The 23,907-nt window shown below is 48.3% G+C and carries 16 protein-coding genes and 1 tRNA gene; 16 read left to right on the forward strand and 1 reads right to left on the reverse strand.

Translation table 11 applies throughout. The features are described from left to right. Window positions 1-610: 610 nt before the first annotated feature. The 16 genes from tssB (at window position 611) to AB3G37_RS21700 (ending at window position 23,576) form a co-directional block, all read left to right on the forward strand. On the forward strand, window positions 611-1,108 hold the full coding sequence (tssB, locus tag AB3G37_RS21625) for a type VI secretion system contractile sheath small subunit (protein ID WP_009634792.1): 498 nt from the start codon (window positions 611-613) through the stop codon (window positions 1,106-1,108). 28 nt (window positions 1,109-1,136) lie between these two features. Continuing rightward, entirely contained in the window at window positions 1,137-2,684 is a 1,548-nt protein-coding gene (gene tssC, locus AB3G37_RS21630; RefSeq protein ID WP_369789051.1) for a type VI secretion system contractile sheath large subunit, read from the forward strand. 10 nt (window positions 2,685-2,694) lie between these two features. Further along, window positions 2,695-4,032, forward strand: coding sequence for a type VI secretion system baseplate subunit TssK (tssK, locus tag AB3G37_RS21635; protein ID WP_369789052.1), 1,338 nt, complete (start codon window positions 2,695-2,697; stop codon window positions 4,030-4,032). Further along, complete coding sequence (tssL, locus tag AB3G37_RS21640; RefSeq protein ID WP_369789053.1) at window positions 4,029-4,682, forward strand: type VI secretion system protein TssL, short form; 654 nt, start codon at window positions 4,029-4,031, stop codon at window positions 4,680-4,682. Before tssK ends, tssL begins: the two co-directional genes overlap by 4 nt. Before the next feature lie 3 nt (window positions 4,683-4,685). After that, window positions 4,686-6,419: an OmpA family protein gene (locus AB3G37_RS21645; protein WP_369789054.1), complete on the forward strand. Its 1,734-nt coding sequence runs from the start codon at window positions 4,686-4,688 to the stop codon at window positions 6,417-6,419. 3 nt (window positions 6,420-6,422) lie between these two features. Further along, complete coding sequence (locus tag AB3G37_RS21650; RefSeq protein WP_009634799.1) at window positions 6,423-6,914, forward strand: Hcp family type VI secretion system effector; 492 nt, start codon at window positions 6,423-6,425, stop codon at window positions 6,912-6,914. 164 nt (window positions 6,915-7,078) lie between these two features. Further along, window positions 7,079-9,727, forward strand: coding sequence for a type VI secretion system ATPase TssH (gene tssH / locus AB3G37_RS21655; RefSeq protein WP_369789055.1), 2,649 nt, complete (start codon window positions 7,079-7,081; stop codon window positions 9,725-9,727). Window positions 9,728-9,792: 65 nt separating this feature from the next. Further along, window positions 9,793-12,129: a type VI secretion system Vgr family protein gene (locus tag AB3G37_RS21660; RefSeq protein ID WP_369789056.1), complete on the forward strand. Its 2,337-nt coding sequence runs from the start codon at window positions 9,793-9,795 to the stop codon at window positions 12,127-12,129. A gap of 166 nt (window positions 12,130-12,295) precedes the next feature. After that, complete coding sequence (locus AB3G37_RS21665) at window positions 12,296-13,456, forward strand: type VI secretion protein (RefSeq protein WP_369789057.1); 1,161 nt, start codon at window positions 12,296-12,298, stop codon at window positions 13,454-13,456. Beyond that, window positions 13,440-16,826, forward strand: coding sequence for an ImcF-related family protein (locus tag AB3G37_RS21670; RefSeq protein ID WP_369789058.1), 3,387 nt, complete (start codon window positions 13,440-13,442; stop codon window positions 16,824-16,826). Before AB3G37_RS21665 ends, AB3G37_RS21670 begins: the two co-directional genes overlap by 17 nt. Next, a complete protein-coding gene (tssA, locus tag AB3G37_RS21675) occupies window positions 16,826-18,424 on the forward strand; it encodes a type VI secretion system protein TssA (RefSeq protein ID WP_369789059.1) in 1,599 nt (532 codons plus the stop codon). Before AB3G37_RS21670 ends, tssA begins: the two co-directional genes overlap by 1 nt. 25 nt (window positions 18,425-18,449) lie before the next feature. Beyond that, complete coding sequence (gene tssF, locus AB3G37_RS21680; RefSeq protein WP_369789060.1) at window positions 18,450-20,213, forward strand: type VI secretion system baseplate subunit TssF; 1,764 nt, start codon at window positions 18,450-18,452, stop codon at window positions 20,211-20,213. Then, entirely contained in the window at window positions 20,177-21,274 is a 1,098-nt protein-coding gene (gene tssG, locus AB3G37_RS21685) for a type VI secretion system baseplate subunit TssG (RefSeq protein ID WP_369789061.1), read from the forward strand. Before tssF ends, tssG begins: the two co-directional genes overlap by 37 nt. Beyond that, window positions 21,255-21,791, forward strand: a complete 537-nt coding sequence (tssJ, locus tag AB3G37_RS21690; protein WP_369789062.1) for a type VI secretion system lipoprotein TssJ — start codon at window positions 21,255-21,257, stop codon at window positions 21,789-21,791. Before tssG ends, tssJ begins: the two co-directional genes overlap by 20 nt. Continuing rightward, on the forward strand, window positions 21,792-22,217 hold the full coding sequence (tssE, locus tag AB3G37_RS21695) for a type VI secretion system baseplate subunit TssE (protein ID WP_369789063.1): 426 nt from the start codon (window positions 21,792-21,794) through the stop codon (window positions 22,215-22,217). 15 nt (window positions 22,218-22,232) lie between these two features. Beyond that, on the forward strand, window positions 22,233-23,576 hold the full coding sequence (locus AB3G37_RS21700; protein WP_369789064.1) for a VasL domain-containing protein: 1,344 nt from the start codon (window positions 22,233-22,235) through the stop codon (window positions 23,574-23,576). 181 nt (window positions 23,577-23,757) lie between these two features. On the opposite strand, the gene AB3G37_RS21705 is transcribed toward AB3G37_RS21700, so the two are convergent. Beyond that, a tRNA-Leu gene (locus tag AB3G37_RS21705) sits at window positions 23,758-23,842 on the reverse strand. Window positions 23,843-23,907: the final 65 nt, after the last annotated feature.

The following is a 23,907-nucleotide window of genomic DNA, read 5'->3' on the forward strand; positions in this document are numbered from 1 at the left end:
TGACTTAAGATATAATTTATTCGGTAAAAAAATTTAATATTAATGGCACCCTCAGACGGCTACATAACAGCAAATAATTTCTTTAAATTGGAAACGTAGTTTAATTAATAATAAACTCTTGCTCAAAGGTGGTATTCCCCTCTTACACAACAGTCATCCAATCAATCAGACCCTATATCTCATAACAATGAGAAAAAAACAATAGCGCTCCTTTTGAAAAAATAAATAAAACCGCAAAATAAGAAATTTATTGGAAATAAACCACCAATAGAAAAGTAATAAATATAATTCTAAATACTCAAAAAACCATTAACTAAAACCATTTCTAAAAAACCAATGTTTAAAAAAATAAAAAACCCTTTTGAAAAAAACTTTTAAAAATAAAATCCTTTTATTTCATAACAGTAACCTAACTTTTTTATTACATTAAACTTGCCGATATTGATTAATTGCAATCGAGGAATATTATAAGGCCACAAGTCAGCCATCTCGCATTATTGTAGTGAACGTATTTAAATTAATTTTCTGCCATGGCCAGACATGAAGCAAAAATACCAATTACCAGTACGTCGAGAAAACACTATTTTAATTACAGGAAATGAGACTAACTATGACTAACAGCTTCCAGAATGAGATCCCTAAAGCACGCGTTAATATTAAACTTGACCTACACACAGGCGGAAAAAATAAAAAAACAGAGCTACCTTTAAAATTAATGATTATGGGTGATTACAGTAATGGCAAAGAGAAACGTTTGTTATCAGATCGCGATAAGGTAAATATTAATAAAAACAACTTTAACAGCGTACTCGCCGAATATCGTCCATCGTTGAATCTAACTGTAGAAAACACTCAGGCCGGCAACCACAGTGAAGAAAATATTTCTCTTATATTCAATGATATGAAAGATTTCGAACCCGAACAAGTTGCCCGCCAAATTCCGCATCTGCGTGTAATGCTAGCAATGCGCAATCTTTTACGTGACCTCAAATCTAATCTTTTAGATAACGCCACCTTTCGAAAAGAACTTGAGGCAATCCTCAAAGACGATGCACTGAGCGAAAACTTACGTAATGAACTGGCGGCACTCGCCCCTGATAACGCCTAACTCTGACTGAACCGGATTACACCGGAGGATGCTCATGTCTGTTATTGCAGAAAATACACCACAAAATAAAACCAGCCTTCTGGAAATTGGAGACACCGAAAGTGTTTATGTGTCTCTGTTTAAAAAAATAAATCTTACTCCCGTGTCGTGTTTGGGTGACGTTAACCTTTTTCAGGACAATCAGGCTTTGTCTGATGTCACTACCGATGAACGCGTTACTGCTGCGGTTCAGGTATTTCTGGAACGCCTCAAACAGTCTGGCCAAAAAGTCGATCGTCTGGATAAAACACTATTGGATGGCCACATAGCCATGCTCGACGAGCAAATCAGCCTTCAATTAGATGTGGTTATGCATCATCCTGATTTTCAGAGAGTTGAGTCAGGGTGGCGAGGTCTAAAATTTCTGGTTGATCGTACCGACTTTCGTCAGAACGTCAAAATTGAGCTACTCGACGTATCGAAAAATGACTTGCGCCAAGACTTCGAGGACTGCCCTGAAATAATTCAGAGCGGGATGTATCGCCATACTTACATCCAGGAATACGATACGCCAGGCGGAGAGCCCATTGCTTCTGTCATTTCAAACTACGAGTTTGACGCCAGTCCACAAGATATTGCATTACTTAAAAATATTTCAAAAGTTTCTGCCGCTGCACATATGCCTTTCATTGGATCAGTAGGCCCTGAATTCTTTCTAAAAAAATCAATGGAAGAAGTTGCGGGAATAAAAGACATTGGCAATTACTTTGAACGCGCGGAATACATTAAGTGGAAAGCGTTTCGAGATACAGATGACTCTCGTTATATCGGCCTGACTATGCCCAGGGTGTTGGGCCGTTTGCCTTACGGACCCGATACTTTGCCAGTGCGCAGTTTCAATTACGTCGAAGAAGTCAAAGGCCCGGATCATCAGAAATATCTTTGGACTAACGCCTCTTTTGCCTTTGCGGCCAACATGATGAAAAGCTTCATTAAAAATGGTTGGTGCGTACAAATTCGTGGTCCACAGGCGGGTGGCGCAGTCACCGATCTCCCCATTCATCTTTACGATTTAGGAACGGGTAATCAGGTAAAAATTCCTTCTGAGGTCATGATTTCAGAGACTCGTGAATTCGAGTTTTCCAATCTGGGTTTCATCCCTCTTTCATACTACAAAAATCGCGATTACTCGTGCTTCTTCTCTGCAAATTCGGCACAGATACCGGCAATTTATGACACTGCTGATGCAACCGCCAATAGCCGGATAAATTCGCGTCTGCCCTATGTCTTCCTACTATCGCGCATCGCGCATTATCTCAAGCTTATCCAGCGCGAAAACATTGGTACGACAAAAGATCGCCGCCTGCTCGAACTTGAACTTAATACCTGGGTGCGAACCTTGGTCACTGAAATGACTGATCCCGGCGACGACTTACAGGCTTCGCATCCACTGCGTGATGCAAAAGTTACGGTCGAAGATATCGAGGACAATCCTGGTTTCTTCCGAGTAAAACTCTATGCCGTCCCGCACTTTCAGGTTGAAGGCATGGACGTGAACCTGTCGCTGGTTTCTCAAATGCCAAAGGCAAAGGCATAGCGGGAATACAATGAAAATTTTTCGTCCGTTATGGAACGACGGGGCTTTTTTGACTCCACAGCAATTCCAGCAACAGGCTCGTTGGGATGCCTATGTCGCAGACGGCATTGCACATATGGCACTCGCTAATCCCTGGGGAGTGATCAAAGCAACGTTTGACAGTGGATCACTGGCGCTGGAGCGCCTAAATGCGCTGCAACTTGTAGTTCGTTTTCCCGATGGTACACAAATAGACACCGAATTGGCCGATAACCTGCCTCCTGCATGTGATCTTTCTAAAATTTCAAATCTTGATAGCGTTGACGTGGTGCTGGCCTTACCTTTACTTTCAGCCAATGGCGGCAATCTGGACAATGGGCAAGATAGCGAACGCCCCCGTCGCTGGCAACAAGAGTGGATAACAGTACAGGAGCTTGCCGGGCATGAACGAAGTGAGCTGGCAGTCATGCGCCACGCTATCACACTGCGTTTTGCCCACCAGGAAAACAGCGCCTATTTAATCTGTCCTATCGTGAGATTAAAACGCAATGTCCAGAGCCTGTGGGTTCAGGATGAAAATTTCATCCCGCCTATGCTGTCTCTAGCAGCTAGTCAGGTCGTATTGAACGGATTAGGAGATTTACTACATCGTCTGCAGGCGCGCCGTGGCCGCCTGATGACCATGCGCCGCGAGAGCAATGAGCGTATGGCTGACTTTGCCGTAGCAGATGTCTCACTGTTTTGGTTGCTCAATGCGTTAAATAGCACCGAGCCGGTATTAAGAGAACTTTATCAAACTCCTTTCCGGCACCCTGAATTATTTTACCGTGAACTGGTTCGCCTTGCCGGGAGCCTGCTGACCTTTTCTCTTGAGCATAAATCAGAGGACATCCCACCTTACCTCCACACAACGCCAGAAAAGGTATTCCCACCTCTTTTTGCCCTGCTCGATGCCCTGCTCGAAACGAGTCTACCTTCGCGCATGGTGGTAATCGAACTGGTACACAAAGGCCAATTTTGGACCAGTTCTCTGCTTGATGCCCGCCTGCGGGAAGAGGCCGATTTCTATCTTTCAGTTCGCTCTTCAATCCCAAATCACCTATTGCAGACACAGTTCCCACTGCTATGTAAGGCCGGCAGCTTTGAAGATGTGACTGACGTGGTCAACATTGCGCTGAGCGGTGTAGTGATGAAGGCACTGTCCCACGTTCCGGCAGCTATCCCGCTACGCCTTGAAAATCAATACTTTGCTCTAAACCTGAGCAGCCCTGAAGCCAAAGCCATGTTGGATGCCGGCAATTGCGCTTTTTATACACCCGGTTCCCTGGGGGATATTAAACTCGAACTCTTCGCGGTGCTGCGCTCATGAGCAAAATAAATATCTCCATGGTTGATAAGGTGTTTTATCCATGTTGGTTAATGGTCAGCCAGTTACGTAATGGCCATGAGATTGAAGATGGCGAAGCTTTATATCAACGCGCCTGCGAGTGGATCGACATCGCTCGCGAGACTTTATCGCAAGCTGGTTTTAGCAATATCAGCTGCGACCATATGCTTTATACCCAGTGCGCGTTGTTGGATGAAAGTGTCCTAAACAGGCAACAAAAGGACAGCGGTTACAATAAATGGCTGCAAGACCCGCTTCAGGCGCGCTACTTCAATACCCTCAACGCCGGTGAAGAACTCTGGGAACGTATTCGCACTGTTTTAAAGGATCCAACGCCTGATACGGCAGTACTGACCTGTTTTTATCGTGCCCTCTCCCTGGGATTTACCGGCTGTTATCGACATACAGGAGATCAGCGCCGAGAAGATATCGTTCGTAAGTTAAGCAAGCTAGTCCCCCCATTTACGACTTCACAGGAAATGCCGGTTATATCATGCCCATCGCATTTGTACTCTAGTCCAAGGAATTACTGGCTCTTATGGGCGGCAGGTTCAACAGCTCTATTTGCACTGTGGTTAACACTCTCCACCACCTTGGCACACATGGTGACGCAACTGATCGGGAGCCAATAGCAGATGAGTGGACCAATCCGATTAATAATGCTGCTTGTTGGGACCAGCCTTGCGCTATGGCTAATTCTCGGCATTTGGATTTTGCCTGCCAGTGACCAAATAGTTTTAAGCCTGCTGACGGCCACAATCAGCATTACGACCGGTTACTTTCAGTGGCGCAGGTATTGTCTTCACAAAGTTGCTCACCAGCATTTCGGAAATTCACTTCTGCCGCCAGAGGATTTTCAGGGGGCGGTCATTTTAGTTTGTGCCGACCATAAAACTCTTTTTTCAACATTGAAGCTCTTTCGAGAATCTCCTCAGAGCTTTTATTTACCGGTAAAAACGCCGGAACAACTGCCCATTATTGCGCAAATCCTTTCTACTGAACGCCCGGCGCTAATAGCCCAAATATCTATATTAATGGCCATCGTACCGGAGCAACACCAAGAGATTGATGAGGTTGCGCAGTCCCTGCGAAGCTGGCAGCGGGGCATCGCACAGTGCAAATGTTGGCTAAACGGCGTCCCGCCAGTGTGGTTTAGCCTCTGGATTTCATCTCTTGGAAACCCTTCCGAGCAGGCAGATCGCTGGTATACGATCACTCCTTTTCAAAAAGGGATTCAGGTTCACGAGGCGGGTTCAGTCTCTATCCCACTGGAGAAATGGAGCCATCATCAGGCTGCTTGCAACCTTCAGGAAAGATTCAGCATTGCGCTATGGTTGGAAAGCTTACAGTCTTGGTACCAAGCTAATATTCAAAGCATCTTGTCGCAACCACAGGGAGATGCCTTACCCATTATCCCCTGCGCATGTGGCGTCTGTTTTATGCCGGTGCAATGCGCTGCTGGCAATCTTTGGCAGAGACATATTGCCACGATTACATCCTTGCCAATCCTGGCTTCTAGTATCCCATCATCTTTAACCTTGCCTGAAGTTCTGCTGCCCTACTTACCTCGACGCCGTGCCATCTCACGACTGATGCAAACCTGGCAACTTTTTGGGCTTCTTGGCGGGATTTTTCTACTGTTTGCGCTATTGGGCTCATTTTTCAATAACCAGCGTCTAATCCAAAGCGTAGGCGATCACTTGTCATTATATAACGGACTGACAGGTACTCTCCCAGCCGCTAAAACTCAGGCCCGGCAGCAGCTTCGCGCGGATGCACAATTGTTGGATAGCTGGTTGCTTGATGGCTCTCCAATGAATATGTCTCTTGGTCTTTATCAAGGGATGCGGCTGATTGCATCGCTCACCGCGGCTATCAACAGCGGGTCGCCGCCTCTACCAGTTCCAACGCCGCCACCTGTTATCAAGACAAACGACAAGCAGCCGAAGACGCTAAGTATCGACAGCCTGTCACTTTTTGACGTCGGCAAATCTGCCCTCAAGCCAGATTCAAACAAAGTATTGATCAAGGCACTCATCAACATTCAATCCCAACCCGGCAAGTTAATTGTAATAGCAGGCCATACCGACAGCAGAGGCGATACCCGGAAAAACCAGGTTTTGTCCCAAAAACGCGCCGAAGCACTTAGAAGCTGGATGCTTGCAACCAGCGAAATCTCACCGTCCTGTTTTGTTATCAAGGGATATGGCGCCAGACGCCCTTTAGCATCGAACGACACCACAGAAGGCCGAGCGGCTAACCGACGTGTCGAAATTACTCTGCAAACGCAGGCCAACGGCTGCCCAACGAGAAAACATCAACTGGCATCAGATTCTGATACCGGAATAACAACCAGCAAGGAGAAGTAAATCATGGCAATTCCAATCTATCTTTGGCTAAAAGACGACGGTGGCACCAACATCAAAGGGGCTGTGGAAGTCAAAGACCGCGAAGGCAGTATCGAAGTGGTTGCGCAAGATCATAGCCTTTATATCCCCACAGATAACAACACCGGCAAGCTGACCGGTACCCGTATTCACACCCCATTCCTGTTCACTAAAGAAATCGACTGCTCGAGCCCTTATTTATACAAAGCAGTCACTACTGGCCAAACTCTGAAATCGGCCGAGTTTAAATGGTACCGCATCGATTCTTCAGGTGAGGAAGTGGTGTATTACACAACCAAGCTCGAGAACGTGAAACTGGTGAAAGTCTCGCCAAAAATGCACGACACCAAAGATCCTGCCTTTGAAAAACATAACCATCTTGAACTCATTGAATTACGTTACGAAAAAATCACCTGGACCTATAAAGACGGCAACATTATTCACTCTGACTCCTGGAACGAACGCGCAACTGCGTAAAACCTCACAGCAGACGATTCGTCGTCTGCTGCTTTTATTGTTGGCAAAACGGCTCAATCAGGTCTTTTTGCCAACAGCGGAATAATTCGGACATCGACCCTATGGGCCTGGGTTCCTGCAAAGGAAAGGCTACGGGCGGTAGCGTATTCAAAAAGGAATACAGTGTGGAAAATCAGTCAGCCGATCTACTCCGTCGCCTTAACCCCTACTGTGCAAAAGCACTTGAAGCGGCCGCCACTCTCTGCCATAACCGCGCCCACGCCGAGATAACCATTGAGCATTGGCTTCTGAAACTGTTGGAATTAGGCGAGGGTGATATCACCGTTTTGGCCCGCCGCTATGAATGGAATATGGACAACCTTTGGCAAAATCTACTAACCCATCTCGACCAACTCGCGCATTCGATAAACTCCCCGCCGATTTTATCCGAGTCATTGAATGCGCTGATGCAGTCTGCATGGCTGACGGCTTCATTACAGGACAATGCCAAACATATCCGTAGCATACATCTACTGAAAGCATTAGTTTCACAACCGCAGTTGCTGCGCAGTGAAGGGACATGGCCGCTATTCAGTCTAAGCTCTGCCCAAATAACGCGCCTTTTACCTTTACTAAACCAACAATCGGATGAGCGCCCAGAATTACAGCAGCCAGCAGATTTAATTGTTCCCTTTGCCTCGCAACATGAACTCTCACCGCACACCAGTATAAATAGGCTGAACTTAAACGAGTCTCAGCAGGCAATATTAAACAAGTTCACCGTAGACATCACGGCAAAAGCCAAAGCTGGGCAGATTGATCCGATCTTTGGCCGCGATACCGAGATCCGTCAGATGATCGACATCCTATCACGGCGTCGTAAAAACAATCCCATTTTGGTGGGGGAGCCGGGAGTGGGCAAGACAGCGTTGGTCGAAGGCCTCGCACTACGCATTATTGAGGGGAATGTGCCGGAAAGTTTAAAATCGATTAGCCTGCGCACTTTAGATCTTGGTCTATTGCAGGCGGGTGCAGGCGTCAAAGGTGAGTTCGAACAGCGTCTGAAGAATGTGATCGAAGCGGTGCAGCAATCACCAGCGCCAATTCTGCTGTTTATCGATGAAGCCCATACTATTATTGGTGCAGGCAATCTGGCCGGTGGCGCAGACGCGGCAAACCTGCTGAAACCCGCTTTGGCACGGGGAGAATTACGTACTATTGCTGCCACGACCTGGTCTGAGTACAAACAGTATTTTGAACGCGATGCCGCTCTGGAACGCCGATTCCAGATGGTCAAAGTGGATGAGCCTGACGACGCAAAAGCCAGCATGATGCTGCGTGGTTTGAAAAGTCGCTACGCTCAGCATCATGGTGTACATATTCTTGATAACGCGATAATCGCTGCAGTTAACCTTTCACGCCGGTTTCTCACTGGCCGACAGCTGCCTGACAAAGCTATCGATCTACTAGATACCGCAGGCGCGAGGGTGCGCATGAGTATAGATGCCCAGCCGGAAGCACTGACGCAGATTAACTCCGGGCTTGCGGCGCTGGAGATGGAACGACAAGCCATCGAACAGGATAAACGGCTAATGCCTGATCGAGGATGTTCCCGCCTGAAAGAGATTGATCAGCGCCATATGGAATTGACTACTGAGCAGCAGACCGCCGAGCAACAATATAAAGAAGAAAAACGCCTAATTTCTTTGATTATTGAAGCCCGTAAGCAACCTGCGGACCCCGGAATTTTAAAAAAACTGCAACAGCAGTTAAGCGATACTCAAGGGAATAATCCCCTGTTATCGCTCGACGTTGATGCTCGCACCGTCGCCACAGTGATTGCGGACTGGACCGGTATTCCGCTCGGCAGCCTGCTAAAAGATGAGCAAAGTGATTTGCTACTATTGGAAAGCCATCTTGCCGAAATTGTTATAGGCCAGGATGCGGCGCTAACGGCAATGGCCCAACGCCTGCGTGCAGCTAAAACCGGATTGACCTCAGAGAAGGGTCCATTAGGGGTATTTTTGTTAGTGGGTCCCAGCGGCGTAGGTAAAACCAAGACTGCGGCAGCGTTGGCCGAGACTCTCTTTGGTGGCCAAAAATCATTGATAACTATCAATATGTCGGAGTATCAGGAGGCTCATACCGTTTCTCAACTTAAAGGCTCGCCCCCGGGTTATGTCGGTTATGGGCAAGGGGGCATCCTCACCGAAGCCGTTCGCAAACGTCCTTACAGCGTGGTGCTGCTTGATGAAGTCGAGAAAGCGCATAGTGACGTTATTAATCTTTTTTTTCAGGTCTTCGACAGAGGAATAATGCGTGACGGCGAAGGGCGCGAAATTGATTTTCGTAATACTGTGATTCTAATGACAGCTAATTTAGGCAGCGACCGATTGATGCAACGGCTCGATGACCAGCCGGAGTCAACCCACAGTAATTTGCACGAACTTATTCATCCGATACTGCGCAACCATTTTCAGCCGGCTCTTCTTGCTCGTTTTCAGACCCTAATCTATCGGCCGCTTAACGCCGACGCGCTTCGCAACATTGCTGAAATAAAATTGAGGCAGATTACAAAACGTCTGAACAAACATTATGGCCTGCAATGCATCATTCAAGATCGTCTCTACGATACTTTGGTTGCCGCCTGCCTTCTGCCTGATGCTGGGGCGCGAAACATCAATAACCTACTAAATCAACAAATTCTGCCAGTGCTGAGTCAACAACTATTAAGCCGTAAGCCAACTCAGTGGAAATCCTCCTTGCTAACTCTTGGCTGGTGTGAGGAGCAAGGAATAACGTTAGAGTTTGAAAATCAGTCTGAAAATATGTAACAGCCGAGTCTATAACACGCCACTCCTTAATAAAAAAACATCAAGGCCATACGGGGAAATCAATAGTGAACTCATTGTCTGAACTCACAGGAATCACACTTAATCGTTATACTTTGAATATTCCCTCTTGCCCTCACGAACTGGACGTTGAGGACTTTAATGGCTTGGAGCAACTTAGCGCCCTTTATCATTACACTATTCGTTTTACAACTTTCCATACAGATTTAAATCCCGAATCATTATTAAATAAACCAGCAACGTTGACTATGGGTGTTGGAGGGCTGCTCAATCCATTAACAGGAAAGATAGTTCATGGTGTTATCACTAGTTTTCAGCGCATAATGGGTACTCGTGATCAGGTTAAATATGAAATCATCATTGAGCCGTTCCTCGCGCTATTAAATAAACAATTCCGTACTCATCGATTCTTTGTCAATAAATCTGTACCAGACATTATAGAGCTGGTTCTTAAAGAGCACGGCCTTAAAAGCTGGGAGTATGCTTTTACACTCAAGCAAAACTACCCTAAGCGCGAGCAGATAAATCAATATCAGGAAAGCGACTTTGCCTTTATTGAACGGTTGCTTTCCGAGGTGGGAATATTTTATTTCTTTACCCTACAGCCGGATACTCAGACCGAAGTTGTGCATTTTGCAGATAAACAAAGTGCATATCAGTTTGGTAAATCTCTGCCATTGAGCAACCCTTCAGGGATGAATGACAGCGGCGTTGATTCTATTTGGGGTTTAAATGTACGGCACGGTGTCGTGCAAGCCAGCGTAATCGCCAAAGACTACAACCATCGTAAAGCCCATAAATTATTGCAGTCTACCAATGCCGATATCACTGGCGGCGAGAGGGCTGGAATAACTTATGGCGAGGCTTATCACTATAAGCCCAGGCATCTGGAAGTGGGTGAAAAAACTCAGCCAGCAGCCGAAACCGCTAATTTCTTTGCCCTGCTGGATCACGAACGATTTTTATGTGCTCAGACTTTAATTACTGCAATCAGTACTGATTCAAATCTACAGCCGGCCCAGGTATTAACCGTGACTGATAGGTTAATACCTTCATCCCTGCCAGACTTGCTTTCCTTGCCAATGGTGCTCATACGCACCGGGTTTAGCGCGAGTCGAAAGGATGCTTTGAAAGTGACTATTGCCGCCGTGCCTTACAGTGAAACCCTATGCTGGCGGCCACAACTTAAACCTCGGCCCATCGTCAGCGGAACCATGGCTGCGCGTGTAACGAGTGCAAAGAATAATGATATTTACGCCTGGCAAGATGCATTGGGCATGTATCGGGTAAAATTTGATGCAGACTGTGATAATAAGCCTCAGGGGCAAGAAAGCATGCCGCTACGTCTCGCTAAACCTTACGGCGGCGATTTATATGGGCTTCATTTTCCACTGATCCAAGGAACAGAAGTGGCAATAGCTTTCCACGATGGCGATCCCGATCGCCCTTATATTGCCCATGTTCTGCATGACTCACGCCATACCGACCACGTCACTGAAACAAACAACACTCGTAATATCATCCGTACCCCTGCTTTTAACAAGCTGCGGATGGAAGATAAGCGCGGCGAAGAACATATAAAACTAAGCACAGTATATGGCGGCAAAACCCAGCTTAACCTTGGCCATATTGTTGATAAAGAAAGAAAGTTACGAGGCGAAGGTGCGGAGCTCCGCTCGGATGACTGGGTCAGCATCCGAGGAGGTAAAGGGCTGTTATTGACGGCAGATGTACAGCCCAATGCCGGAAAAAAAATGCTGGAAATGGACAGTGCCATTGAACAGCTTGAACAGGCCTTGACGCTGGCCAGGAATTTGCAGGTCGCGGTTAAGACAGCAAAGGCATCACTGGCCGATATGGATAGCCAAAAGTCACTCAATGAAGCTTTAAAATATATGAAGATGCCCGGCCTTCTGGCTCATGCGCCTGCGGGCGTGGGTATTGTTAGCCTTTCTGCTGTTCGCCTTGCCTCCGGAGGTGAAAGCGTTGCCGTGATGTCAGGAAAAAATACTGATATTAGCGCTGTTAAATCTTTTACGGTTGCTGCTGGCGATGCTGTCAGCCTGTTTGCTCGAAATGCAGGTATGCAGCTCTTCGCCGGAAATGGCAAAGTTGATATTCGGGCCCAGGGCGATGCTCTTAATACCTCTGCCAAGAAAGATGTGACTATCAGTAGTTCCGAGGGGAAAATCACGATAAATGCCAATCAGGAGTTGGTGCTGCTTTGTGGCGGCTCCTATATAAAATTTAGCGGAGGAAATATTGAACTTGGCTGCTCAGGTAATATTTTTCTTAAGGCCACCAACGTGATAAAAACAGGTCCGTCGACTATGGAGACATTGCCGATAACATTCCCTTCAGGATATGAAGATGAGGCTCAATGAAAATATATCAAATCCAAATAGCTATCGCTAATTAACTATTAAAAATCAACAAACAATACCTTAATAAAAATACCCCCCTTGGTTAATTACCCTTATTAGCTTAAAAGAACTTCACTTCACATACTTTGCCGTAATTAATTAATAACAGAAGACTTAAAGGATAACTATGGGCTGGCAAAAGGCTGAGACCATAACACCGAAACTACCCACCGCGCCCTTATTCCTTTTATGGCTACTGGCGGGAGTCATGGCAGTATTTAGTGGAGTACTGCTATTTATTCTACATGCATCAGAGTTAATTGAACTACTGACCAGAGTTGATATCTGGTGGCTATCAATTACCCCACCTGCGGCCTGGCTACTGCTATTTAGTTTTCGTTGTTGGCTGTGGGGCAAGAAAGTCGATGAATATAAATTTTTCCAGCAGGAAGCAAAGTTTGGACATCAGCAGTGGCAGGCTTGGTCGGAACGCCACCTTGTTATTCTTGGCAGTAGTATTTCATTACCTGACAGCATTACTGCCGAAACTATCTGCAATGGCTCGGCGAACGATATCCCCTGGCAGATGGGCTGCTGTCGGCGGCTTGCTGATTTGCCACTCAGTGATGCGGCAACCATCAATTTGTGCATTTCGGGTATTAAAAATGAGTTAAATAATTTACCGGTCCATCTGCCTCTCGCAGTTACCCTCGTAACTGATTTGGACTCCAGTGCGATGACTCAGGCTTTGGTCATGCTTTGGCCAACGCTTTTCCACCAGCATAAAGTCCCCGATGAAATTATCGCCACCAGCGCCTTATCAATGAATTGGGTTGAAGAACGCCTGAAACAGCCTGTTAAGAATGTCCATTTAATCCTGATAATACAGTTAAATGGTGAAGCGTCTTATTCCGATGGGTTGGCTGCACTGCTGCTGACCAGTGATGACGTAGTGAACAAATACCGGTTGCCTGCCCAGGTACGCCTGCTACGCCCGATGCCTCTAAATATGTTGTTGTTTCAACAAGAAATCTCCCTGTTTATTAAAACCCAGACCGCCGCCCGCCATACATCTCGCATACTCGGGGATGCCCGGAAATGGGAGGATTTTTCAGCAGATCTTTCTGCTCTCAGTTCTATCCATGGAACTCTCTGGCAAGTTACTGAAAACGAATTGCTGGAAAAATGGTGCGGCATAGCCGGACCTTCCTCGCCCTGGTTATTAACTGCGCTCGCGGCAGAACTGGCCAATCTCCGCGATGAGTCACTATTGATGCTTTGCTCTTCGGGGCAGGAGCATTTTGTCAGTACCGTCACATTAGGAAGTGAAAATGAGCACATCGGGTAATTGGCTCGGTCGCACGGGGCGTTTAGCATTAATACTGGCAGGAATTGCCGTTATTTGGGCGCTGATCAACCATTACGGCCCAAGCATAGGCATTACTACCGCAACAGAAAAAATACTAACAATGACTTGCGCATGTCTGTTGCTTGCCATTACACGTTATTTTCTTTCTATATCATTGAATGTAAAAGAGATATATTACCGCCGCAAAGCCAGACAGGATCACAACTTGCCTCAGGAAGAATCGCGTCTTGCTCAAACAGCGCAACATCACGAAACCCTGACGAGATTGTTTCTGGCTCAACGCGATAACTACGGGCGGTTTTGGCCCCGTAAGGTACAAATTCTGCTGCTTACTGGCAGCACTGCCGACGTGGAACTTCTCGTGCCGGGACTGACCTCGCAATTATGGCAGGAGGGGAATCGCACAATATTGCTTTGGGGTGGCGAACCTTCAACGTCATTAGACTCTGACTGGTTCAATGCTTTACGTGCTTTACGTCGTCGACCGTTGGACGGCATAGTTTGGGTGACATCAGCTTTAACGCATTATGCAAAAACCGAAGGTGGAGAGCCATACCAACCCATTCTACCTGATACCATGGATGCCATAGCGCAAGGGTTTTCTAATCTTTACCAACGGCTCGGCTGGCGACTGCCGCTGTATGTCTGGTCCTTGCAATCAATTAAAGATAATGACGCCGATCGCGTTACTCAATCTGTCGGCTGTTTGCTGCCAGCCGGATGCAATCCACAGGAGCTGGGCGTTCGGCTAGCCGAACTTGTACCCACTTTAATTGAGCGAGGGATCCAGCAGGTTAGCGACCGTACTCAACATTTATTCCTGTTAAAGTTGGCAGACCTGTTAGCGCATCGTTCAGGCTTCATTGCAGAACCGCTGTCGGCATTAATTAACCCTTATCGCCCTTCTCCACTCGCTGGCGTTATTTTTAGTCCTGCATCATTCAACACAAAACGTAGCGTAAAACATCATTGGCAAAAAGATAAGCGCTGGGATGTGTTGATTGATTCTCTTTGCTCATTACCCACTGGGCTGGCTGCAAAAAAGCGGGGATTTGTATGGGGTAAAATGCTGAGAATCATCATTGCAGCAGCAATGCTGCTTTGGGCCGTAGGGATGGTGCTCTCATTCACGGTTAACCGTCACGCCGTGATCAACAGCTCAGCGCAGGTCAAGCTAGCAGCCAATACGATTCACTCCGTTTCGGAACGTCTACATGCGCAGCTTGATGTGCAGAAAATACTCGACAGCCTGCAGTATCGCCAACTGAAGGGTTCGCCATGGTATAGCCGCTTTGGACTAAGCCAGAATGATACTTTACTGACGGCACTTTGGCCGCATTATGAAGCCAGCGGCCTTCCTCTTATTCGTGACGCAGTTGCGCTTCATTTAGAAGAAAATCTCAATTTTTTGGCTCGACTCCCCGTTGCCGCCTCACCACGTGATCAACCATTGCAGGCTGCTTACCAGCAATTAAAACTCTATTTGATGCTGGCTCAACCAGAGAAAATGGATGCTTCCTGGTTTGCTAAAACCCTGCTGATTAACTGGCCGCAGCGCAAAGACTTAACTGATGACATATGGCAAGACATTGCTCCTCCCTTGTTAGATTTCTATGCCCGCAACCTCCCCTATCATCCACAATGGCGTTTGGCTACCGATGAAGAATGGGTCAATCAGGTACAAACTCTGCTGGTCCGTCAAATGGGATTGCTTAACAGTGAAAATTCGCTGTATCAAAAGATGCTGGCAAAGGTAGCGCAGCAGTATGTTGATATGAACCTGGCTGATATGACCGGCGATACAGACGCCGCGCGTATTTTCACTACCGCCTCTTCAATGACTGCCGTTCCGGGGGAGTTCACCCGTAAAGCGTGGAACGAGGCGGTTAAACCGGCGATTGAAAAAATGAGCAGCGATCGCCGCGAGGAGATGGATTGGGTGCTCGGCGAGAATAAAAACACCTTTCTCGAACAGGACTCGCCAGAGGCGTTGCAATCGCGGCTCAGAGACCGCTATTTCGCCGATTTTTCTGCAAGCTGGTTAAAATTCCTCAACGGCCTACATTGGCAACAGGCAAAAACCTTTTCTGATGCTATCGATCAGCTCACGCTAATAGCCGACGTCCGTCAGTCACCGCTGGTTGCATTAATGAATACGCTACGTATGCAGGGTAAAACGGGGCAATCCAGCGCCGCTATCTCAGATTCGCTGGTCAAATCGGCAAAAAACCTGTTAAACCGCGATGAACAACCGGCCATCGACCAGCAGTCTGGCGAGCGCGGACCACTGGATGCCACTTTTGGTCCGCTTATCTCACTGATGGATGGCAAGACCGGCACGCAGGGCAATATCCCACTGAATCTGAAGACCTTTTTGACCCGCGTCACCCAGGTACGCCTTAAACTCCAGCAAGTGGTCAATGCTGCCGATCCTCAGGCCATGACTCAGACACTTGCCCAAACCGTGTTTCAAGGTAAAGCAATTGATCTTACCGAAACCCGCGATTATGGGAGCCTGTTGGCTGCTAGCCTCGGCCGGGAATGGAACGGATTCGGACAAACTATGTTTGTTCAGCCGATGGAGCAGGCTTGGCAACAGGTTTTAACTCCTGCGGCAGAGAGCCTCAATGCCCAGTGGCGGGCAGTCATCGTTGATGACTGGAACAACAAATTCGGTGGACGTTATCCGTTTAAAAATACTGCGAGTGAGGTCTCGCTTCCACTGCTGGGGAGTTATCTCAACGGAGAGAGCGGACGTATCACGCGTTTTCTGCAAACCCGATTAAACGGCGTACTGCATAAAGAAGGCAGTCACTGGGTACAGGACAGAATCAATGCACAAGGGCTTACTTTCAACCTTGCATTTCTCAAGGCAATAGACACGTTAAGTTACCTGTCCGAGATCGTTTTTATCAACGGCGAGGCAAAGATCCATTTTGAACTGCGGCCTGCCACGGCCAAAGACATAATGCAGACAGATTTGATCGTCGATAACCAAAAGCTTAGCTATTACAACCAGCTACCAAACTGGAAACGGTTTTCCTGGCCGGGTGATACGCAGGCTCCCGGCGCGAGCCTAAGCTGGATAAGCACTCAGGCAGGCACTCGGCAATATGCCGACCTTCAGGGAGCCTGGGGATTGATTCGCCTGCTCGATAAAGCCGAGGTAACGCCCTATCAGGGAGTCAACAGCAGCTTTCATCTTCGCTGGAAAACTCATGATGGCTGGCCCCTCAATTACACCTTGCGAACCGAGACCGGAGAAGGTCCGTTAGCTTTACTTCAGCTGCGTAATTTTGTTTTACCGTCAAAAATATTCAGCATTGGGGCAACAGAGGAAGGAAGCTGATGGCGAACTTAACTACGATACTGATGGCCTGCAACGGCGATCGATCCTTACTTTCTCAGCAGGTGCAACGGCAGATCTTGCTTTGGCAAAAGTGGCTTGCTCCAATTTTAGAACACTCACCGACAGGAAGTGATCCCAGCTATCAAGATGACTTTCAGCAAATGCGCGAGGAGGTAAATAAACTCTCAGGCGCGGACACAGATTTAATCTGTGTGTTAGCCGAGAAACTACTGACCTCGACTTGCAAAGATGTTCGAGTAGCGACCTATTACATCTGGGCACGGTTGCACCAACAGGGCGAAATCGGTCTGGCCGAAGGGCTGGCTCTGCTGGCCGGGCTGCTGCAGAACTTTGGCAATCAGCTGCATCCACAACGTAGCAACAGCCGCAAGCTGGCAATAGATTGGCTGGCTGGCAGCCGGGTATTGGACAGCCTTTCGCTTTATCCGCAAGTGAACAAAGATGATTTCGAACGCATTGTCGGGGCTATGGCGTTAATAGAAGACAGTACTGCTGGCTGGGAAGATGCTTCCAGGCCAGATTTAGGCATCCTTTATGCCACGCTGGAAAGTCGCCTGGCTCAGTCTGGCGGCCCCGACGCGGTAATCCCTCAAAACAGCATCGGTACTGCCAACATCTCAGCCTCCAATTCGGGCAACTCACTGACACTCGTCCCTGTCACTTCAGGACGAGATTTGCTCGATCAGGCCAAGCTGCTGGCAGCATATCTGCGTAATCAACCAGGCGGTTGGCTTTCCGGTCATCGTCTGATGAAAAGTGTACGTCTGGATACTCTGCACAAGCTGCCGCCACTGGGTGTTGACGGACGCACTCGGCTATTGCCGCCAAAACCGGAAAATCGTGCACTGCTCAAACGACTTTACCTACAGCAAAGCTGGCTCGAGCTTCTGGATCAGACCGATAGCCTGTTTGGGCAAGCAGTGAATCATCTGTGGTTAGACGTGCAGTGGTATATCCATCAGGCGCTGATTAAAAGCGGTGAACCCTATGAGCACTGGGCCGAGATCATTAAGCAGGATCTGAACACCTTATTAACTCGACTGCCCGGTCTAGAAAGTTTGGCATTCAACGATGGTACGCCATTCGCCGATGAGGTGACGATGAACTGGATCAATCACCACGTTATCGATTCGCCAGAAAACAGGGGAAGCCCGCCCGCCGTAGCGGCAATTGTCGCAGATGAGGATATTTTACAACTTGAGCCCGAAGCTCTGGCACAGGCCGACAGCAACGGCATTGAAGCCGCACTGGAATGGCTGCAGAAACGGCCGGGCATGCAGTCGCCGCGTCAACAATGGCTGTTGCGGTTACTGATGGCGAGGGTTGCCGAGCAATATGGTAAAAATCACATGGCGCTACATCTTTTGAACGAGCTTGACGGCAGCGGGTCTCAAATCACCCTCACCCAGTGGGAACCCGAGCTAATGTTTGAAGTAAAAGCCCGTCGCCTGAAACTGATGCGCATGAAAACCACCCGCTCAGAGTCTGATAAATCCCGTTTGCAAAGCGAAATGGAAACTCTGCTCGCCGGACTCATCGCCCTCGACCCTTCACGCGCTGCGGTGTTGTGTCATTAAATCCCCTATCCGATCTTAAGAAGCCATGAATGACTTAACCCTGCATTATTACCAGGCCGAACTGCGCTACCTGCGCGATGCGGCAAAAGAGTTTGCTCAAAGTCACCCTGATAAAGCAGCCATGCTGGACCTCGATAAACCCGGAACCGCCGATCCTTACGTTGAGCGCCTGTTTGAAGGCTTCGCCTTCTCCATGGGCCGGCTGCGTGAAAAAATTGATGATGATTTGCCAGAACTTACAGAGGGGCTGGTCAGCATGTTATGGCCGCACTATCTGCGCACCATTCCATCGCTGTCGATTGTTGAGCTGACACCGGATTTGCTGGCAATGAAAGTTGCTGAAATTGTTCCTTTGGGAATGGAGGTTTATTCCCGTCCTGTGGGTCCGAAAAATACCATCTGCCAATATCGCACGACACGCAATATGGTCCTCAATCCACTAGCAGTCTCAAAGGTCGCTATCGTCACTGAACCCGATGGGCGTTCATTGCTACGTTTGCGGCTGGCCTGTAGCCCGCAGACCGATTGGGCGCAGGTGGATTTGCATCGTCTTTGTTTTTACCTACCGGGTGAGCCGGCAGTTAGCAGCGCGCTTCATCTGGCCTTGACCCGCCGTCAGGCAGAGCTGTATTTGCGACTGCCGGATCAGGGCGATCGGCGAAGACTGGAGGGCTGGTTTTCTCCCGGAGGTTTTACCGATGAAGACTTGCTATGGCCCAAAGGAGAAGGCGCCTTTAGCGGTTATCAGCTGTTGCTGGAATATTTCACCTTTCGTGAAAAGTTTATGTTTGTGCACCTCAACGGGCTAGAAATGGAGAAGCTGCCAGCCGGTATAAACTATTTTGATATTGAAGTGGTGCTCAGCAGCCAATGGCCAAATGACCTTCCGCTTACAGATGAGGCACTAAAACTGCATTGCATACCAGTAATCAACCTGTTTTCACTGGAGGCAGATCCTCTCATTGTCAATGGGCTGGAGAGTGAGTACCTGCTACGTCCTCGCCGTATGCAGGACGGCAATACCGAAATTTATTCCGTCGATTCGGTGGTAGGCTCCCAACGCACCTCCGACGCCAGCTATGTGCCGTTTACCAGCTTTCGTCACCGAGGCGGCATGCAGAGACGGCACGCGCCTGTACGTTATTTTCATACCCGCATCAAACGGGGAGTCACCGGAATGCACGAAACCTGGCTGATCCTCGGTGGGCAACAGTGGGAGGCCGATCGGCTGTTTGACCGCGAAGCCTTATCGCTGAGAATCACCGGGACTAACGGCCAGCTGCCGCATAAGGCACTGCAAAGTACCTTGCTCGACAGCTGCGAATCGGGGCTGCAAACAACGTTACGGGTACGCAATCTCTGTAAACCCTCTTTGCCCGCCTACCCTCCGAAAGAAGATCACTTTCAGTGGCGAGTGTTGAGCCATCTTGGTTCAAGCTACCTAAATCTGATGAGCAGCGCCGAAGTGCTTCGCGGCACGCTGGAACTTTATAACTGGCAGGGAGACGAGCTCAATAATCGGCGGCTTGATGCCATTCAACGAGTACAGCATCACCAAATCCAACGTTTTGAGAAAGGCTTTCTGCTGCGTGGGATTGATATCGAAGTAACGTTGGACAGTAACGGTTTTACTGGTGAAGGTGACATTCACCTGTTTGGCGAAATGCTAAATCGCTTTTTTGCTCTCTACGCAGACATCCACTTATTTAATCAACTCTCGCTAATCGTTCAGCCCGATGGGAAATGCATCCGATGGAAAGAGAACCACAATCAGCGCCTGCCAGGCTGATCGAGCAGTTAAGAGATAAGCTTCCTTACACCCAGTTTTATCGATTTTGCCAATTACTTGAACAAAGTCAGCCAGATGCACCTGCATTGGGTAGCCACTGGCAGATAAGACACGATCCGATTCGCTTTAGACCTCATCCCGGAATGGGATTTCCGGCCAGCGAATTCAAGCCGCTTGAGATATCAGAACAAACACCCATTCCCTCTACTATTCGTACCACTTTTATTGGTTTATACGGCGTGGAATCGCCATTACCCACTCGCTATATCGATGACATTACCCAGCGCCGAGAAGGGCATGAGGCGGTCAGTGATTTTCTGGATATCTTTAACCACCGCCTCACGACCCAGTATTACCGCATCTGGCGCAAATACTCTTATCCGGCCACCTTTGAGCCTGGTGGCACCGATAAAACGTCTAAATACCTGCTAAGCCTTTGTGGGCTGGGAATTGACGGCTGTGCTCAAAATATTGCGACGCCAGTCTCTCGCTTTCTGGCATTGACCAGCCTGATGCGACTGCCTACACGAACCCGCGAAGGGATTATTTCGCTGGTGCAGCTACTGGCTCCCAATACCGAAGCACGTCTGGTGGCCCACGATCGCTTTCGCATACCGCTGCGTAATCCGCTGGCAATAAGCGTGAATCATCCAATCAGCCTGAGTTTAAATCCAGTGATGGGAAGCCATGCCATCGATATAAACAGTCAGGTTTTACTGCAATTAAAAACCACTGACCCCGATGACGTCAGGAAATGGCTGCCCGGCGGGCAAATACATGCAGATTTGATGGCGCTGCTGTCCGTATACCTTGGATCAAGGCTACATGTGCGCTTAGAACTGATGGTTTCGCGAAAACTGCTGCCCGATGCACAAGTTTCCTGCCAGCCACGAGCAACCGGCGTCCTTCTAGGCAGAACTGCGGTGATGCGAGCACTGCGTGCCGATCCATCTACTGAGACCAGCAATGAACTGCTGATCATTAATCTGGGCCGCTACCAGCGAGTTCAAGAAAATCCACACTCAAGGGAGGTTACAGAACATGGCGATTATCGCTGGTGAAACTCGTAATTCATTAATAATGCTGATTGCAGCACTGACTCTTTGCGGATGCGGCCTGACGCAAACAGTGATCGAGGGAACGGTCGCTATGACCCGATCTATTTTTTACAAACAAGTGAATAATCTACATTTGGATATCAAAGCGCGCGAAGCGTCAAACAACAATGAAATCGGAGCACCGCTGGCAACCATCGTGCGTATCTATCAATTAAGAGATCGTAAAAAGTTTGATGGAGCCGATTACCCATTGTTATTTAGCGAAGATAATCAGGCGATAAAAAGCGATTTACTGGCGGAAAAGGATCTTCGCATTCGTCCTGGAACAGCCGTGAGCATTGACGTGCCGCTGGAAAAAGAAGCTCAGTATGTTGCAGTTGCTGCACTGTTTCTGGCACCGGACATCAACAACAACACTTGGCGAATAGTGATAAATCGCAACGATCTAGACCCTGACGAGCCTCGCCAAATTGAACTAAATAATCATAGCCTGGCACTGCTTCCTTTAAAGGATAGGTAAATGCTGCGGCCCTCTCTCTATGAAATACTGTTCGGTAATTTTACTGGCGGACTCGAGCTTCATCAGGTCAGCGACGAGAATCAGGTCATCCTGTCTGTGCTGGACAACATGCAGCGCGTGCTTAACTGTCGCGCTGGAACGCTGAGTCATCTACCTGATTATGGCCTGCCCGACATGAGCAAAATTCTACAGGGGATGCCCGGCTCCGCACATTCACTGCTGGCAGTATTGTCCAGCACACTGCTGAAATATGAACCGCGCCTGAACAGCCTGAATGTTGTACTGCTGCCGCAGTCCACGCAGGGTTTTTTAGAATACGGCATTGATGCCGAACTCAAAGATTTTGGCCTGGTCAGGTTCGGCACCACTTTTATGCCGGAAGGCCGCGTACTTCTCCGGCATCTCAAAAAACAGCATTACGCCTAAATTCAGGGATTCTACATGTCTAATAACCGCCAGTTACGGACCGGGGGAGACCCGCGCACGCTTGCTGATTACGCCGCCTTGCACCAAGAGTTGAGCAAGTTGACACACCCGGCGCGCCCCGACGTTAACTGGAAAAAAATAGAACGGCTAAGTCTCAGCCTTTTCCAGCAAAACGGGATCGAACTGCAAACCGCTTCCTGGTTTACCCAGGCTCGAATGCATCTCACAGGTTTATCAGGGCTTTGTGAAGGGCTTGGGATTATAGAAGCGTTGCTCTCGCGACAGTGGGCTGGACTGTGGCCATTGGCCGTGCATGCACGCGTGGAAATTCTGAGTAGTCTTAGCCAACGCCTACAGCAGCGATTTCGAAGTATTCGACTGGAATATCACGATTTGCCGCAGGTTTATCATGCAGAAAAGCTGCTTAATTCGCTGTGCGACATTCTGCAACGCCTTGAACTGAAAAACGTCAGTCAGCTCGGTGAAGTGAGTGCCTATCTTCACAACGCGGCAATGCGGCTGGAGAATAATCACGCTGACCCGGCAGTCCCGGCAGTGCTGCAAGCCGTTGCGAAGAAAGGAGAGGTAGAAGACCACGGCCAACCGTGGATATATATGCCTCAGACAGCTACCGAAGCACCTGTCATTATTATCTCTCCTGAACCTACGGCTAAACCTCTACTTCAGTGGTGGGGATTTGTTGCGGGCATAATATTTACAGTGACGTTTTTCGGTGCGATTACTGCGGGGGCCAAGGTATTTTTTCATTCATCGGCAGAAGAGCAGGTATTGGCCACTCTACAGGCATTGCCAGCCCCATTAAACCCGCAATCCCTTGAAAGTATGAGGATCAATAATGTCGGGATGCTCAAAAAGCAAGGCCCTGAGTTGATCGCCATTACCAGGAAACACATCAATTATCTTGCCGACCTGTCACCCCTGTGGCCGCAAGACAGAGCGAATAAACTGGTGCATCAGGTGAAAGTCCTATGGCCGGAAGATCCTGAGGCTCTATCGCTAATCAAGGATTGGACTCAACAACTGAAGGCCAATGCCATACCCACTGAAAATCTTCCAGGCTGGCATTCTGCCAATCTACAACTGCAAAAGTTGGCGGATAAACTTAACGAGCTAGACGAAGAACGCGGGCATTACATGACCGTTTCGCAGCTCAAAACGTCTGTATTTGCCATCCAGCAGGCATTAAACCGTGCAATCCCGGTCGAAGAGTCGTTACGTAAACTTGACGAGGACAAGCAGGCAAACAAGGAGATAACCCCGCAAAGGTTGGCGCAGTTGGATAACCAGTTCAGGCAGTTGCTGAACCGCTATGGATTAATGGTTGCTGACTTTCTCTGAATCGTGTCTATATCTTTACTCTATTTCAGTGAGTTGTTGAACGCGAGGTACTAACGATGAGCCCTTCTCGTGAAGAAGTGATAGGTTTTTAGAAGATTTTGTCAGGCAATCATCTCATTGAACCCAAATTTTCTCCAAAAAAAAAGCCACCCGTAGGTGACTTGATTCTCATACTTACTAATGGTGCCGAAGGCCGGAATCGAACCGGCACGCCTTGCGGCGGTTGATTTTGAATCAACTGCGTCTACCGATTTCGCCACTTCGGCACTGCAAGTAGTATGCGGAAAACGGGTGCATTATACCTTTCCAACACACCTACGCAATAGTAATC

The organism is Rouxiella sp. WC2420 (genome assembly GCF_041200025.1).
GTDB lineage: Bacteria > Pseudomonadota > Gammaproteobacteria > Enterobacterales > Enterobacteriaceae > Rouxiella.

Excerpts from the sequence above, each read along its gene's own strand:
- tssB (WP_009634792.1), top strand. The coding sequence starts at position 611 with ATGACTAACAGCTTCCAGAATGAGATCCCTAAAGCACGCGTTAATATT.
- tssC (WP_369789051.1), top strand. The coding sequence starts at position 1,137 with ATGCTCATGTCTGTTATTGCAGAAAATACACCACAAAATAAAACCAGC.
- tssK (WP_369789052.1), top strand. The coding sequence starts at position 2,695 with ATGAAAATTTTTCGTCCGTTATGGAACGACGGGGCTTTTTTGACTCCA.
- tssL (WP_369789053.1), top strand. The coding sequence starts at position 4,029 with ATGAGCAAAATAAATATCTCCATGGTTGATAAGGTGTTTTATCCATGT.
- AB3G37_RS21645 (WP_369789054.1), top strand. The coding sequence starts at position 4,686 with ATGAGTGGACCAATCCGATTAATAATGCTGCTTGTTGGGACCAGCCTT.
- AB3G37_RS21650 (WP_009634799.1), top strand. The coding sequence starts at position 6,423 with ATGGCAATTCCAATCTATCTTTGGCTAAAAGACGACGGTGGCACCAAC.
- AB3G37_RS21665 (WP_369789057.1), top strand. The coding sequence starts at position 12,296 with ATGGGCTGGCAAAAGGCTGAGACCATAACACCGAAACTACCCACCGCG.
- AB3G37_RS21670 (WP_369789058.1), top strand. The coding sequence starts at position 13,440 with ATGAGCACATCGGGTAATTGGCTCGGTCGCACGGGGCGTTTAGCATTA.
- tssA (WP_369789059.1), top strand. The coding sequence starts at position 16,826 with ATGGCGAACTTAACTACGATACTGATGGCCTGCAACGGCGATCGATCC.
- tssF (WP_369789060.1), top strand. The coding sequence starts at position 18,450 with ATGAATGACTTAACCCTGCATTATTACCAGGCCGAACTGCGCTACCTG.
- tssG (WP_369789061.1), top strand. The coding sequence starts at position 20,177 with ATGGAAAGAGAACCACAATCAGCGCCTGCCAGGCTGATCGAGCAGTTA.
- tssJ (WP_369789062.1), top strand. The coding sequence starts at position 21,255 with ATGGCGATTATCGCTGGTGAAACTCGTAATTCATTAATAATGCTGATT.
- tssE (WP_369789063.1), top strand. The coding sequence starts at position 21,792 with ATGCTGCGGCCCTCTCTCTATGAAATACTGTTCGGTAATTTTACTGGC.
- AB3G37_RS21700 (WP_369789064.1), top strand. The coding sequence starts at position 22,233 with ATGTCTAATAACCGCCAGTTACGGACCGGGGGAGACCCGCGCACGCTT.